Annotated in this window: 12 protein-coding genes; 3 read left to right on the forward strand and 9 right to left on the reverse strand. The window is 34.8% G+C overall.

Annotated elements, in window-relative coordinates:
- Nucleotides 1-39 precede the first annotated feature (39 nt).
- The 3 genes from pheT to LAB100_RS02985 all read right to left on the reverse strand — a co-directional run bounded on the left by pheT (nucleotide 40) and on the right by LAB100_RS02985 (nucleotide 4,834).
- Complete coding sequence (pheT, locus tag LAB100_RS02975; protein ID WP_119326007.1) at nucleotides 40-2,445, reverse strand: phenylalanine--tRNA ligase subunit beta; 2,406 nt, start codon at nucleotides 2,443-2,445, stop codon at nucleotides 40-42.
- A 4-nt stretch (nucleotides 2,446-2,449) separates the two neighbouring features.
- Nucleotides 2,450-3,496: a phenylalanine--tRNA ligase subunit alpha gene (gene pheS / locus LAB100_RS02980; protein ID WP_119326006.1), complete on the reverse strand. Its 1,047-nt coding sequence runs from the start codon at nucleotides 3,494-3,496 to the stop codon at nucleotides 2,450-2,452.
- Between the two features lie 576 nt (nucleotides 3,497-4,072).
- Nucleotides 4,073-4,834 carry a TrmH family RNA methyltransferase gene (locus LAB100_RS02985; RefSeq protein WP_119326005.1) on the reverse strand — a complete coding sequence of 254 codons (762 nt, stop codon included), beginning with the start codon at nucleotides 4,832-4,834 and terminating at the stop codon, nucleotides 4,073-4,075.
- 65 nt (nucleotides 4,835-4,899) lie between these two features.
- Between LAB100_RS02985 and LAB100_RS02990 the strand changes: the two genes are divergently transcribed.
- The 3 genes from LAB100_RS02990 to trpX all read left to right on the forward strand — a co-directional run bounded on the left by LAB100_RS02990 (nucleotide 4,900) and on the right by trpX (nucleotide 7,679).
- A complete protein-coding gene (locus LAB100_RS02990) occupies nucleotides 4,900-5,175 on the forward strand; it encodes an acylphosphatase (protein WP_119326004.1) in 276 nt (91 codons plus the stop codon).
- A gap of 58 nt (nucleotides 5,176-5,233) precedes the next feature.
- On the forward strand, nucleotides 5,234-6,235 hold the full coding sequence (yidC, locus tag LAB100_RS02995; protein WP_119326003.1) for a membrane protein insertase YidC: 1,002 nt from the start codon (nucleotides 5,234-5,236) through the stop codon (nucleotides 6,233-6,235).
- Nucleotides 6,236-6,662: 427 nt separating this feature from the next.
- Nucleotides 6,663-7,679, forward strand: a complete 1,017-nt coding sequence (trpX, locus tag LAB100_RS03000) for a tryptophan ABC transporter substrate-binding protein (protein WP_119326375.1) — start codon at nucleotides 6,663-6,665, stop codon at nucleotides 7,677-7,679.
- A gap of 42 nt (nucleotides 7,680-7,721) precedes the next feature.
- Here the strand turns inward: trpX and LAB100_RS03005 are convergent, their stop codons facing one another.
- The 6 genes from LAB100_RS03005 to LAB100_RS03030 all read right to left on the reverse strand — a co-directional run bounded on the left by LAB100_RS03005 (nucleotide 7,722) and on the right by LAB100_RS03030 (nucleotide 14,314).
- Entirely contained in the window at nucleotides 7,722-8,675 is a 954-nt protein-coding gene (locus LAB100_RS03005; protein WP_119326002.1) for a hypothetical protein, read from the reverse strand.
- 87 nt (nucleotides 8,676-8,762) lie between these two features.
- Entirely contained in the window at nucleotides 8,763-9,857 is a 1,095-nt protein-coding gene (locus LAB100_RS03010; protein WP_119326001.1) for a sensor histidine kinase, read from the reverse strand.
- Entirely contained in the window at nucleotides 9,854-10,540 is a 687-nt protein-coding gene (locus LAB100_RS03015) for a response regulator transcription factor (protein WP_057867881.1), read from the reverse strand. The genes LAB100_RS03010 and LAB100_RS03015 overlap by 4 nt, the downstream gene beginning before the upstream one ends.
- 626 nt (nucleotides 10,541-11,166) lie before the next feature.
- Nucleotides 11,167-12,591 carry an NADP-dependent phosphogluconate dehydrogenase gene (gene gnd, locus LAB100_RS03020; RefSeq protein ID WP_119326000.1) on the reverse strand — a complete coding sequence of 475 codons (1,425 nt, stop codon included), beginning with the start codon at nucleotides 12,589-12,591 and terminating at the stop codon, nucleotides 11,167-11,169.
- 71 nt (nucleotides 12,592-12,662) lie between these two features.
- Nucleotides 12,663-13,217, reverse strand: a complete 555-nt coding sequence (locus LAB100_RS03025) for a YceD family protein (protein WP_119325999.1) — start codon at nucleotides 13,215-13,217, stop codon at nucleotides 12,663-12,665.
- The gene (locus LAB100_RS03030) at nucleotides 13,217-14,314 is read right to left on the reverse strand and encodes a nucleotidyltransferase (protein WP_119325998.1); all 1,098 of its coding nucleotides are present in this window, start codon (nucleotides 14,312-14,314) and stop codon (nucleotides 13,217-13,219) included. The genes LAB100_RS03025 and LAB100_RS03030 overlap by 1 nt, the downstream gene beginning before the upstream one ends.
- Nucleotides 14,315-14,412 lie beyond the last annotated feature (98 nt).

A 14,412-nucleotide genomic window follows, 5' to 3' on the forward strand; every position in this document is an offset into this window, starting at 1 on the left:
AGTTAATTTATTAGAATTATACCATTAGTTTTGGAATAATTATCTAATTTCTACATTAAATTTTTGAACTAAACTGTCTTTAACAAGTGAGAATGCCTTTTCTACTTCTTCGTCTGTCAGAGTATCATTAGGGTTCAAGAAAACCAAATGGTAACCTAGTGACTTATGATCTTGCTTGATATTCTTACCTTCATAAACATCAAAGATATTAACATCTTGCAGGTACTTACCACCATTGACAAAAATATCATTAATAATTTGACTATTTTGAATGTCTTTATTGACCAAAATAGCTAAATCACGAGTAATTGCTGGATACTTAGGAGCACTTTGAGCTTTAACGCTCTTAGTATTCAAACCAAACAATGCATTAATATTCAATTCAAAAACAAAAGTATCAGTAATACTATGCTTCTTTTGATAATCAGGATGAAGCTTACCGATAAATCCAACAACTTGATCATTTGCTAAAATCTTAGCTGTTTGACCAGGATGCATATTGGTATACTCATCAGTTGCTACAAAGGTAAAATCAGCATCAGCATTAGTAAATGAAAGTAATTCTTCAACAATTCCCTTTACATAATAGAAATCAACTTGCTTTGGTTCAGTATTCCATGAATCCTCAACCACGTTACCACTAATAGCACCAGAAATATATGGTATTTCATTAGGACGATCTTGACCAGTAGGTCTAGCAAATACACGAGCCTGTTCAAAAATACTTAGATCATTGTTCTTACGTGCTTGATTATAAGCCACATTACGAACCAATCCTGGAATTAAACTATTTCTCAAATATTCATGATCTTCAGTCATTGGATGCAACAATTTAGTATATTCTGTCTGATTGACATTAAAATCAGCAACTTCTTGTTTACTCAAAAGTGAGAAATTAATTACTTCATCCATTCCCTCACCTAATAAGATATCACGTAATTTATTACTTAATTCACGTTTTGCACTATAACCACCACGAGTTTCCATACCCGCTGGCAAAGTATTTGGCAAGTTCTCATAACCATAAATACGGTTAACTTCTTCAACCAAGTCAGCTTCAATACCCATATCCCAACGACGAGTAGGAATAGTTACAGTTACCGCATCACCATTTAGTTCACTTGTAAATCCAAGACGATCAAAAATTCCAACAATTTCATCTGCCGAGAGATCTAAGCCCATCAGATGATTAATATGGTCAATACTACCTTTGATTACAGTTGGTTCTGCTTTAGTAAAATTACCAACAATTGTCTGTGAAATCTCTTGAGCAGGTGAAATTTGATCAACTAATTGAGTTGCTCTTGTTAAAGCTTCTTCAACGATGCCGTTATCAACACCCTTTTCAAAGCGATTTGAAGCATCATCACGTAAATCATGTCTTTGAGCTGTCTTACGAACAGAGGCACCATCAAAAACACCAGCTTCAAGTACAACATTCTTAGTGTTTTCATCAACTGTGGCCTCTGGTCCATTAATAATACCGGCTAAGCCCAAAATCTTATCACCTGAAGTTACTACTAAGTCATTAGCAGTTAAGGTCTTTTCAACATCATCGGCTAAATTCAATTTATCGCCAGCATTAGCTAACTTAACCGTCAAACTTTGATTCAACTTATCCAAATCATAAGCTTGGACAGGTTGGCCGTATTCGATCATTACATAATTCGTAGCATCAACTACGCTGTTAACTGGACGAATGTTTTGATTCCACAATCTTCTTTGCATCCAAAGTGGACTCTTAGTAACTTTGATATCTTTTAATTCGCGAACTAAATAGTCAGGAACTAAATCTTTAGCATCAACGGTGACATCTATATCTGTTAAATCTTTTACTTTAGAATCATCCAATTCTGGCTTTTTGAAAGTTGGTTTTTCATTGTAAGTAGCACCAATTTCCCAAGCGGCACCGTGCATCCCTAAAGTATCAGCACGATTAGGTGTGATATCAATATCAATCATTTGTTCCTTTAAACCAAGTAAATCATACACTTCAACACCTGGTTTTTGAGGTTGATCAAAGACATAAATACCATTTTCAAATTCTTCTGGCATATATTTGGCAGGGACTCCTACTTCATCAAGACCACAGATCATACCATTTGATTCTTGACCACGTAATTTTCCACGCTTAATACGAACACCATTAGGAAGATGGGCACCATGTAAGGCTACGATGACATATTGATCAACTGCTACATTAGGAGCACCACAGACAATCTGAATGTCTTCTGATTCGCCAACATCAACTTGGCAAACCTTTAAATGATCTGAGTCAGGATGTGATTTTATACTTGTAATATGACCAACAACTAAGTTAGTTAGTTCCTCTCCCAATTTAACAGGACCAGATTCGATCCCAGTTAGTGAAATCTTATTAGCCATCTCTTCGACTGTATGGTCGACGGGAATATATTCTTTTAACCAATTAACAGAAATCTTCATTATCTTAATTTACTCCTTTGAATTGTTCTAGGAATCTAACATCGTTTAAGTAGAAATCACGAATATCGTTAATTCCGTATTTAAGCATTGCAAAACGTTCTGGTCCAAGGCCAAAAGCCATACCACTGTATTCGTTAGGATCAATTCCTGACATCTTCAAAACATTAGGATGTGTTAAACCAGCACCTAGAACTTCGATCCAACCAGTATATTTACAAATGCGACAACCTTCACCACCACAGTTAAAGCAAGAAACGTCTACTTCAACTGATGGCTCAGTAAATGGGAAGTAACTTGGACGGAAACGAATCTCACGATCTGGTCCAAAGACATGACGACATAAAGCATCTAAAGTACCCTTTAAATCGGCCATACTAATATTTTTGTCAACAACCAATCCTTCGATTTGATGGAATTGATGAGAGTGAGTAGCATCATCATCATCACGGCGATAAACAACACCGGGTGAGATCATTTTCAAAGGTCCCTTAGTAAAGTCATGGGCTTCCATGTCACGACCTTCTTGAGCAGATGTCTGAGTTCTCATTAATAATTCATCTGACAAATAAAAAGTATCCTGCATATCACGAGCTGGGTGATCCTTAGGGATATTTAATCTTTCAAAGTTGTAATGGTCTTCCTCAACTTCATAACCACCAGCAACTTCATAACCCAAACCAATAAAGAATTGCTCAATGTCTTCAATTGTTTGATTCAAGATATGTTTAGTACCTTGCGTTTGTTTAGTAGCTGGTAAAGTTACATCAATTGTTTCTTCTTCTAGCTTTTTGGCAACTAATTTTTGATTCAATTCTGACATTTTTTCTTCAATGGCAGCTTGAATATCTTTCTTAACATTGTTAGCCAAAGTACCGATTTCAGGACGTTGTTCTGCGGGAACATCTTTCATTCCTCTAAGTGCTTTAGTAATTGGTCCCTTTTTACCTAGAAGATTAACTCTTAGGTCATTCAATTCTTGAAGTCTTTGTGCACGTTTGGCTTCATCGATACCATTTTCTCTTAAGTTCTTCAACGTATCATTTAATGACATTGATTGCTTCCTCCTGTTTGCAGAAAATTGTTATAGTTTATTTCTCTTTGTATTTTTTCTTTAAAATATGCCGTCCTCCGCAACAAAGAAAATTAGGCCAGAACGTAGTGAGCACGAATTTGAACCAATTGAAATTCACAATTGTTTCACATCTCGACCTTTTTCTAAGTGACTTTGTCACTAAGAAAAATTTCACTACTGAGCCCATTTTCTTTGTTGCTCCAGACTAGTATTACCTGTTACGAACAAAGTCAGTATCCACAGAGGTTTCGTGAACGACGACATCCTTTAATTGTTGATATAAAACCCAAATTGAGACCAGAAAAAAAAGAATCCCCATCCCAAATAAGGGACGAGGACTCGCGGTACCACCCTAGTTCATGTCAAAAACATGCACTCAAGCGGTTATATAGTGACCAACTAATAACTCAGAAAGTGAATTCACTGTTTCATTTATTAAGCCTTTCTCAGTCAATGGCTCTTCCTGTCATAAATTCCACAACTACTATTTTTCTTCAAAGTTTAAATATTATTTTATATAGATGATTATACAAAAACTAAAAAGTTTCGCAAGTCTTATAGTGTTTGTAATCCGTACATTAAGACGCCGGCTGCAACCGCTACATTAAGTGATTCAGCTTTTCCTAAAATCGGAATATAAATATTTTCATCCGTTTCACTCAAGACCTCTTTAGTTACACCATGGGCTTCATTACCCATAATCAAGGCAAAATTATCTTCTTTAGACAATTTAGTATATGGCTTAGCTTGTGCATTAACTTCTGAACCATAAATCAATAAATCAGATTGCTTAGCCATTGCAATTGCCTTGTTGATATCCATACGATAAATTGGCAAATGGAATTGACTACCTTGCATTGAACGTTGCACCTTAGGTTGATAAAAATCAGCTGTGTCAAGACTGGTAATTACGCCATCATAACCTGCTGCATCAGCAGTTCTAACAATTGTTCCAACGTTTCCAGGGTCTTGAACGTCATCTAGCATGACCCATTTTCCGGAAAAGTCTGTCAAATCATCACTATCTTGAACTTTTAAAACTGCAAAAATTCCTTGAGGAGTTTTTGTTTCAGATAATTCTTTAGCAACGTCTTCAGAAATTGTTGTAGCAATGTCATAGTACTTTTTAACTAAACGATCGTCTTGATACTTTTCAGTAACCAATAATTTTTCAAATTTTTGTTCATATTGATCAGCTTCACGGACTAAATGAAAACCTTCGACCATGTATGTTCCAGTCTTACGAATATTCTTCGTAGCTGATAACTTCTTTAATTGTTTAATTTCGTCATTCTTCTTAGACTCGATATATTTCATATGATCCATCCCTCTTGTTCTATAATATAGATATTAACACATTCAAAGATCTGAGGTGATCAGTTGTGAAACATCTTTCTATAAACGTAGACGGTTTGGTTCAAGGGGTGGGGTTTCGTTATTCTACTTTTCAAGTAGCGCAAGATTTAGGGGTTACTGGCACAGTTCAAAACGAACTCGATGGTTCAGTATCCATTGAAGCCGAAGGGGAACAAAAAACTCTTTATATTTTCCTAAATCGGGTCAAATCTTCACCATCACCCTTTGGAAAAGTAACCAAAATGGACTATAATTTTTCTGACGACTTACAACATTACAAGAAATTCACTGTGATTGGTTGAAACGTCAAATGAGTTAACGTATATTACTTTGTATACGATTAAAAGGGTGGTTTATTAAGTGAATAAAAAATACGTCAAATATCTATCAGTGCTGTCATTAGTCTTAGTACTGACACTAGTTTTGACGGGGTGTGCACAAGGCTCAACTAACTTACATGCTCCTACTAGTGGGCCATATGGATTTATCTATAAATGGCTAGGAATTCCTTTCCAAAATTTGATTTTGAAAACAGCACAAGCTGTTGGTGGTACTAATGCTTATGCTTGGGGAATTGTAATTATTTCTTTTGTTGTTCGTCTTGTATTGGTTCCATTGTCATTAAATCAACAATACAAATCAACAACACAACAAGAAAAAATGCGTGCAATTCAACCACAATTGAAATTAATTCAAAATGCACAAAAGAAAGCCAAAGATCCTGCTGCTCAACAAAAAATCAGCGGTATGATGATGGATGTCTACAAACAAAATAACTTGAGTTTGACTGGTGGTATGGGTTGCTTACCATTATTACTACAAATGCCTATCTTGATTGGTATTTATCAAGCGGTGCAATATTCTAAACAAATTGGTGCCGCTACTTTCCTTTCAATTCCATTAGGAAAACCAAGTATGTTGATTGCTATCATCGCTACTTTGTTCTATCTCTTACAAGGTTGGATGTCACTTCAAATCGTTCCTCAAGAACAAAGAAAGCAAATGCAAGCAATGTTACTCATGAGTCCTATGATGACATTCTTCATTTCATTGATTTCAACTGCTGCTCTAGCTCTTTACTTCTTAGTTGGTGGTATTGTAATTGTAATTCAACAGTTGATTACAAACTATATTGTTACTCCTAAGATCAAAAAGAGAACTGATGAGGAATTAGCTAAGAACCCAGTTAAGATCGTTGTTACTCAAGAAATGATTGACGATATTCTCAATGGTTCAGGTACTGACAACGGTTCTACTTCTACCACTACTGCAGATCCTACAGTTAAGGCAGAAACTAAAGAATTACATAAAAACATTCGTGAACTCAATAAGGGTAAACAGAATCATAACGATAAGGACTAAAAAATCTTCATGTGATGGCCAGGCTAAAAATGGTTGTCACATGAGGATTTTTTATTTACTTTCTAATTTATTCTTTCATTAGAGCTTTATTTTAACGAATTCAAATTAGTAACAAATTATAAAATTTTAATTGACAAAGTACGATTTATGAAATATATTTTAGACATCAATTTTGTTAGGAGATAATATTATGAAAAACATCAATTCTCTAAACATCGTGAATATTCGTTGGCAAAGCCGATAACTCAGATTGATCCGAGATGGATACAATCTGAAAATGGATTGTATCCGTGTCGGCTTATTAAACTATCAAAAATTTAAAGCCCACATGGAAAATTTTTTAAAAAATTAACCATGTGGGTATTTTATTGTAGACGATCCCACAAAAATTCTGGGGTCGTCTTTTTTATTTGGGGGAATAATCATGATGAAAAAATCAAAGAAACTTTATACAACTATTGCTACTTTAGTAGCATTTGCACTTATTTTAATTGGAGCCTACTTCTATACCGGTCGAGCTGATGCCCAGAAACAAACTGAAATTCCTAAAGTCGGCATCTTGCAATTAATGTCCCATCCAGCTTTGGACCAAATTCACCAAGGAATCAACGATACTTTGAAAAAGAATGGTTATGTAGACGGAAAGAATATTGAAATTGAATTTCAAAATGCTCAAGGGGATCAAAGTAATTTAAGAACTATCAGTAAACAATTTGTACAAGATAATGTCGATGTTGCTGTAGGAATCGCTACTCCTGCTGTTCAATCATTGATGAACGCTACCAAAACGACGCCAATCATTCTTGGAGGAATCACCGATCCTGCTGGTTCTGGACTTGTCAAAAGTGAAAAAAAACCTGGTGGCAATGTAACTGGTGTTTCGGGTCAGGCACCTTTAAAAGATCAACTAAAACTAATGGAAAAAGTCATCCCTAATTTAAAAACACTCGGAATTATTTACACATCAAGCGATGCCCCTTCTGCCAGTCAAATGAAGGATATGGTAACACTAGCAAAAAAAGATGGTATCAACGTTAAAGTTTCCAGTATCAGCTCAGTTAACGATATTCAACAGGTTGGTACAGCTTTAGCTAATGAAGTTCAAACCATCTATGTTCCAACTGATAACACTGTTGCATCTGGAATGAAGCTATTATCATCTATTGCCGCTAAAAAGAATATCGCTGTTTTCCCTGCTGCTACAACCATGGTCAAAGATGGTGGTTTAGCTACTGATGGTATTAGTCAATATGAATTGGGTCAAAAGACCGGTCAACATGTCGTTAACGTTTTGAAAGGCAAAGAAACCCCCGCCACAACTCCAGTGACTGTAGTTGCTAAGGGACACTTAATGCTCAACGAAAAAATGGCAAAAAAATTAAATATTAAATTTCCAGATGATCTTGTTAAAGAAGCTAAATCTAATGGACAAATAATAAAATAACCAATAAAAAAAGCAACTAACCGTTTAAAGTTAGTTGCTTTTTTACTGTCCACTATCTGGAACATCTTCACTTTCACTGATATCAGGTTGATTTGAATCAGCGTCTACTGAATTATTGTCAGGTTCCTCTGATCTATCAGGATTCAAATTTTGAGGTGCTCTGTGAATAATAGTTCGATCTTGAAAAACTGTCCAATCATCCAAATAAACCACTCCAGTCGTAGTTCTACGGAACAAACGTACCCAATAAACACTTTGACCATTATAAGTACCAAATGGTCCATTATCTGTACCACTACCCATAGTACAATATTGAACTCCATCTGGAACTGGATCATTTTGACTTTCAACCAAGGCAATTGCCATTTGACCATTATAAATTGGTCCCACTGGTATTTTCACTTTTGGTTTATTATTTTCTTCGGAATCGTCGGAAGATTCTTTTTCATTATTCCTAGAATTATCAACAGATTTCTTTTTCTTCTTAGTCGATTGATATTCCCTTTGTAAATTATCATCTTTTAAATTGGTAGACTTAGAAACCGTCTTATTTAATTCACTATAAGCCAATCTATTCTGCAGATTCTTATAGTAATACAAGCCAATTGTTTGAAAATCTGTCCCATCAATATCTTCAAATAAATGCTTTATTACTTTAGTACTATTGGATTTAACGATGAAATTATCATTGACTGATATAACATCTGATTTTTTTGCATGTGTTAAAACAAATTTATCTCCTGAAAATTGGATATCCTTACTAGTTCGATTAACAACCTTCAAATCAATAGCTATTAAATTATTCTCTGATGTCACTTGACTAAAAGCAAAAGTCATTTCATTTTTTTCTGATTGGCTAAGCTTTGAGTACTCTACTCTTTTAACTGTCGTTTCAGTTGCATCTTTAGTTGTTGCCTTGTTATTGGTTACCTTATTACAACCAACGACGAAGAACAACAACCCTAAAACGGCAATGATCAATCCCCTTTTTCTCATTGTCTTCCCCCCGATGATTATTATGATATACCTTTGTCAAAAGCTTTTCCTTAATAAAATAAAAAAAGCAACCTTCAAAATTCAAGGTTACTTTTCAGTTTTATCATTATCTTTTTCAGTTTGTTCTTCTTCAGTACTTGGTTGGACCAAAGGTAATTCAATCTTGAAAACCGTTCCTGAGCCAACAACACTTTCTACTTCCAAACTACCATGATAGATTTCAATTAATCTTTTAGCGATAGAAAGGCCTAAACCGTTTCCTCCACGCTTTCTAGAACGAGCCTTGTCAACTCTATAAAATCTATTAAAGACTCGTTTCAGGTCGTTTTTAGCGATTCCTAGACCATAATCTTGGACAACCACTTCCAATAAAGCTGAGTTTGTCGAAGCAGCCAAGTTAATTTCTTTACGATCAGCTGAATATTTAAAGGCATTATCTAATAATATAACTAACACTTGCTCCAAGTGATTACGATAAATCTTAACTTCACTACCCTCGCGGATATCGTCATCGAAATTGATCACAAAATCTGGATGTAACATCTTAAAGTCATTATAAACTTGCGTAAATAACGGCTTAACCTCAGTTGTCTGTTCCAAATATGCACTGTCGATCTGTTCAACACGTGTAAGGTCTAGCATCTCTTGAATCAAGGATTGCATTCGCTTTAACTCTTGCAATGAAGACTTAATCGAGTCATTTAACACCTCAGGGTCGTCTTTACCCCAACGTTGCAACATACTCAAATGACCTTCCAATACTGCAACTGGTGTTCGTAATTCATGCGAAACATCCTCAACAAATTCTTTTTGTTGATTAGTGTATGCTTGCATTCGATCTAGCATTTTATTGATATTGACAGTTAAATCATAAACTTCGTCATTTCTTTTACGTAATTTAATTCTAGAATCAGAATCAGGCTTTTTATTTAAATCATCAATAGTTTGATTGATTTTTTTTAAATCATTCAAAACCATCGTGACTGCGCAAAAGCTCAATAATACACCTAAAATAAAAACAACGATTCCACCAATAATCAATTTGGTTGTAAAATGATGAATTTCTGTAACAGAAGCTACACTTTGAACGGTTCTCATTGCTAATACGCCTACAAAGACATAAGCCATCAAAATAACAATCGAAATTAAAGCCGTCCATTTAAATCTAATAGAAATTCTCATCGACGCATCACGTATCCTTTACCACGAACGGTTGAAATATAACTAGGTGCGCCAGCTCGATCGATCTTATTTCTAAGATATTTGATATAAACATCAACTACGTTAGTTTCTGTTGAAGAACCTGTTCCCCAGACACGCTCTAACAAATCATCACGACTCAAAACAGTTCCAACGTTTTCCATTAAAGCACTCAACAAATCATATTCACGACGAGTTAAGTCAATGACTTCACCATTACGCTTCAATGTTTGAGTAGTCTTATCAATAACCAAGTTCTTATACTTAAGTACTTGATCATTATTTCTAGTCACATCAATGTCCAAGTCAATTCGTCTTAACAAAGCTCGGATTCTAGCAAGCAATTCTTCGATTGCAAATGGTTTAACGATGTAATCATCAGCACCATGGTCTAAGCCAGATACACGATCAATTATTGAATCACGTGCAGTCATCATAATAATTGGGGTATTTTTCTCTTGACGAATACGACGGCAAACTTCGATACCGTTTAATTCGGGCAACATTAAATCAAGTAGGATTAAATCCCAATCTTCAGATAAAGCTGCATCGAGGCCGGTTCTACCATCACGTTCAACTGTTACTTCATAATTCTCATGTTGAAGTTCGAGTTGAACGAATTTTGCCATATTCTCTTCGTCTTCAATAACAAGTATTTTAGCCATACGTATCTCCTATACATAAAATATTAAATTATCTTTAATTATAGCTTAATCATTAATTAAAATGTGTCACTCTTTTGGCAATGCACTAATGATTTTAACATATAGCAAAAATTAAAAGAAGACAAGCTTTTATTTTTATTTTTTTAATTGGTATTATCTGGGTTATTTTTTGGTTTTCAAATATGCCGTTCTCCACAGCCAATTCGATTGGATTGGACTATTTTTTCTCATTACCGTTATATTTCAAGCTACCAGTATTTACAGAACCCCAATTAAACCTCAACTGCAATAATTTACTTATTAATCGGAAATAAAATATTACAGATTACCGCAAGTTTAGTCGACAAGTCTAAATACAGAAAAACTAGTCCGGAACAACAAGAAAATTGGCTCAGTAGTGAAATTCTACTTAGCTCGCAACGCGAGATTAGTAGAAGGCCGAGATTTGAAACGATTGTGAATTTCAATCGGTTCAAATTCGTGCCCACTACGTTCCAGCCAAATTTTCTTGTTGCGGAGGACGGCATCTTTTAAAACAACATCCTTCAATTAACACATAAGAAAAGTCGACTGACCTCTTCGGGCCAATCGACTTTCTTCATAGAACATACAATTCAAAATAAAAATTATTGTTCTTCATACCATGTATAGTGGAAAATACCTGGTTTATCATTTCTTTCATATGTATGAGCACCAAAGTAATCTCTTTGAGCTTGAATCAAGTTAGCTGGCAATACTTCTGAACGATATTGATCGTAATATGAAATAGCTGCCATGAAACCTGAAACAGGAATACCTGCTTGAACGGCAAAGCTTACAACATCACGAACATCTGATTGATATTCTTTAACGATACCCTTGAAGTAATCGTTCAATAGTAAGTTATCTAGTTTTGGTTCTTCATCATATGCATCAGTGATCTTTTGTAGGAATTGAGCACGAATGATACAACCGGCACGCCAGATTTGAGCAATCTTACCATAATTTAGATCCCAATCATAGTGATCTGAAGCTGATTTCATTTGAGCAAATCCTTGAGCGTAACTGATAATCTTACTGAAGTACAAAGCTTTGCGAATTTTGCTTACTAATTCATCAACATCTTTTACAACTGGCTTTGTGTCAGGTGCAGGTAATACTTTGCTTGCCTTAACACGTTCGTCTTTATAGGCTGAAACGTAACGTGAATATACTGATTCTGTAATCAATGATTGTGGAACACCAAGTTCTAGAGCACTTTGTGAACTCCACTTACCAGTACCCTTGTTACCAGCTTTATCCATGATCTTATTGACGATATAGTCATCTGAACCTTCGTCATCTTTTCTAGTCATAATCTTTGATGTAATGTCGATCAAGTAACTTGAAAGTTCACCTTTATTCCAGTCTTGGAATACTTCAGCAATCTTATTAACATCATTGTTAAATAGATGCTTTAGCAAATTATAACTTTCAGAGATCAATTCCATGTCACCATATTCGATACCATTATGAACCATCTTTACATAGTGACCAGCACCATTTGGTCCAATATATGTAACACATGGTGCACCATCTTCGTCAGCCTTGGCTGAAATTTGTTCCAAAATAGGAGCAACTAAATCATAGGCTTCCTTTTGACCACCAGGCATCAATGAAGGACCTTGAAGTGCACCTAGTTCACCACCAGAAACACCCATTCCAATAAAGTTGATTCCTGACTTGTCCAAAAGTTCACTACGTTTGATAGTATCCTCAAAGAATGTATTACCACCATCGATCAAAACATCACCTTTATCAAGTAAAGGCAACAATTGATTAATAACAGCATCTGTACCTGCACCAGCTTTAACCATCATCAAAATACGACGAGGTTTTTCTAGTGAGTTTACAAAGTCCTCAATTGTATAACTTGGTACTAATTTCTTTTCTGGATGCTCTTCTACAACTGCTTTAGTCTTTGAACCTGTACGGTTATAGATAGCAACTTCATATCCACGACTCTCAATGTTTAGGGCAAGATTCTTACCCATAACCGCCATACCGATAACACCAATTTGTGGTTTTGCCATTATAATAATTACCTCCGATTTTTGTTCACATTATCATCTTAACAAAAAAATAAAAAAGGAGTATATAAAAACTACTCCTTATCACTATTATCTTTAAATAAATTTTTTAATTTTGCAAATTCAGGGTTAACATGTTCCTCTTCTTTTTGCTTCTTGAAGTCTTCTTCAGAAATAACTTCCCAATTCTTTCCTGAAGGCATGATATTATCTTGTTCTTCTTTCTTCGTTAGAATTTTTGAAGGAATGCTTAGCAAAATATTATCAATAACTGATTCATAAATATTAATTGTTGGATTATCATCGTCGATTGGAATAACGATATTGTAATCTTCCAGATCCTCCGCTTCAACATTCTCAACGTTATAAGCCTCGTTGATTCTGATATCGACTGGAAATTCAACTGGTAATAGACTTCGTGTTGATGGTACCTTCAAAGTTGTCTTAACTTTTACATCTGAAATAACTAAACCATTGTCATTGAAGAGTTGTCCTTTGATTTCAACTGGTGTTGCTTCTAGAACATCCTCTGAGCGTGACTTTAGTTCTTTAGTTAAATCGAGTTTTTCCTCAAATTCAAAAGGTTTGTCTTTGTAACGACGAACATCTTGAACATCCCAATTTAGCATTAATGTACCCCTTTCATATAAGGTATTTTTCCAAAATTTTCTTCTTGATTTGTTAACAACTGACGAATTCGATCCGCCTTTATCTCTAAATCAAGTGTTTTTGCTTCTTTTTTTCCTATTCTAGTCAATAAATACAAATCTTGTTTTTTCAAAGAATTTAAATATTTTTGACCGATATCATTGAATCCTAGAATTCTTAAATAAGGATTTTTATAGACATAATTAATTTCCGACTCTTTAACATTCAGCAAAGTATAAATCATCAGCCGCCTGAGTCGTGCCATAGTATAGCGTTTTGACTTAATTTGTTCAACAAATTGAACAAAGCTATTACTCGTCGTAATCTCTTTTTTTAATTTATACTCTAATCCTTCAACCATCTGATAGATTTGTTGCAATTCAGTTATTGAAGAATTTACTACTTGATATTTTAAATAAGGAAAATAATTTTCCCACGTAACTAAATTATTCTCAGTCAAAGCATCTTGTGTCAAACTTGGAGCTAATTCAGTTATATCCTGATTATTCTTCAGACGTCTCCTAATTTCAGTAGCACTAAAATTACCGCGACGCTCAATAGTTTTTATTGATATTGGCAAATTTTGTTTCTTAATCTGACGGACATAATTTAATCCTAACAATTGATTTGGCAATTTAGCAATATCAATTCCCAATGATTCATAATAATCAGTCAAATTATCAGCTGAACTCTTTTGATAATTTTGTTGAAATTTTCCATCGACCTCGACACTCTTTTGAGCGATCTCCATAAAATCAACTTGGTTCTCCGTTCCAAAAACCAATGTATCAATTTTTAGTTGCTGCAGCAATTCCACAGCTCCTTTGGCAAATAACTCTGCTGGCTGAACCGCAAAAGCCATTGGCAACTCAACTACTAAATCAACGCCTAATTCTATGGCAATTCTAGCCCGCGTCCATTTATCCAAAATGGCAAAATCACCCCGCTGAACAAAATTGCCAGACATAACAGCAATTAATACATCAGGGTGATATTTTTGTTTGATTGAATCAATGAACAATTTATGACCATTGTGAAACGGATTAAATTCGGCAACAAAACCATAAATTTTTGTCATAAGATCCTCTTATTTTAATTCTTGCTCAAGTTTAGATACAACTAATATTAACTGAGTTGTTAAAATAACTAATCAACAAAGCAAAACTTAGTCCGGAG

It is taken from the genome of Companilactobacillus musae (assembly GCF_003967595.1).
Taxonomy (GTDB): Bacteria; Bacillota; Bacilli; order Lactobacillales; family Lactobacillaceae; genus Companilactobacillus; species Companilactobacillus musae.

What these genes read in the sequence shown, in the direction of transcription:
- pheT (WP_119326007.1), bottom strand. Translation starts at nt 2,445, where the DNA reads ATGAAGATTTCTGTTAATTGGTTAAAAGAATATATTCCCGTCGACCAT.
- pheS (WP_119326006.1), bottom strand. Translation starts at nt 3,496, where the DNA reads ATGTCATTAAATGATACGTTGAAGAACTTAAGAGAAAATGGTATCGAT.
- LAB100_RS02985 (WP_119326005.1), bottom strand. Translation starts at nt 4,834, where the DNA reads ATGAAATATATCGAGTCTAAGAAGAATGACGAAATTAAACAATTAAAG.
- trpX (WP_119326375.1), top strand. Translation starts at nt 6,663, where the DNA reads ATGAAAAAATCAAAGAAACTTTATACAACTATTGCTACTTTAGTAGCA.
- LAB100_RS03005 (WP_119326002.1), bottom strand. Translation starts at nt 8,675, where the DNA reads ATGAGAAAAAGGGGATTGATCATTGCCGTTTTAGGGTTGTTGTTCTTC.
- LAB100_RS03010 (WP_119326001.1), bottom strand. Translation starts at nt 9,857, where the DNA reads ATGAGAATTTCTATTAGATTTAAATGGACGGCTTTAATTTCGATTGTT.
- LAB100_RS03015 (WP_057867881.1), bottom strand. Translation starts at nt 10,540, where the DNA reads ATGGCTAAAATACTTGTTATTGAAGACGAAGAGAATATGGCAAAATTC.
- gnd (WP_119326000.1), bottom strand. Translation starts at nt 12,591, where the DNA reads ATGGCAAAACCACAAATTGGTGTTATCGGTATGGCGGTTATGGGTAAG.
- LAB100_RS03025 (WP_119325999.1), bottom strand. Translation starts at nt 13,217, where the DNA reads ATGCTAAATTGGGATGTTCAAGATGTTCGTCGTTACAAAGACAAACCT.
- LAB100_RS03030 (WP_119325998.1), bottom strand. Translation starts at nt 14,314, where the DNA reads ATGACAAAAATTTATGGTTTTGTTGCCGAATTTAATCCGTTTCACAAT.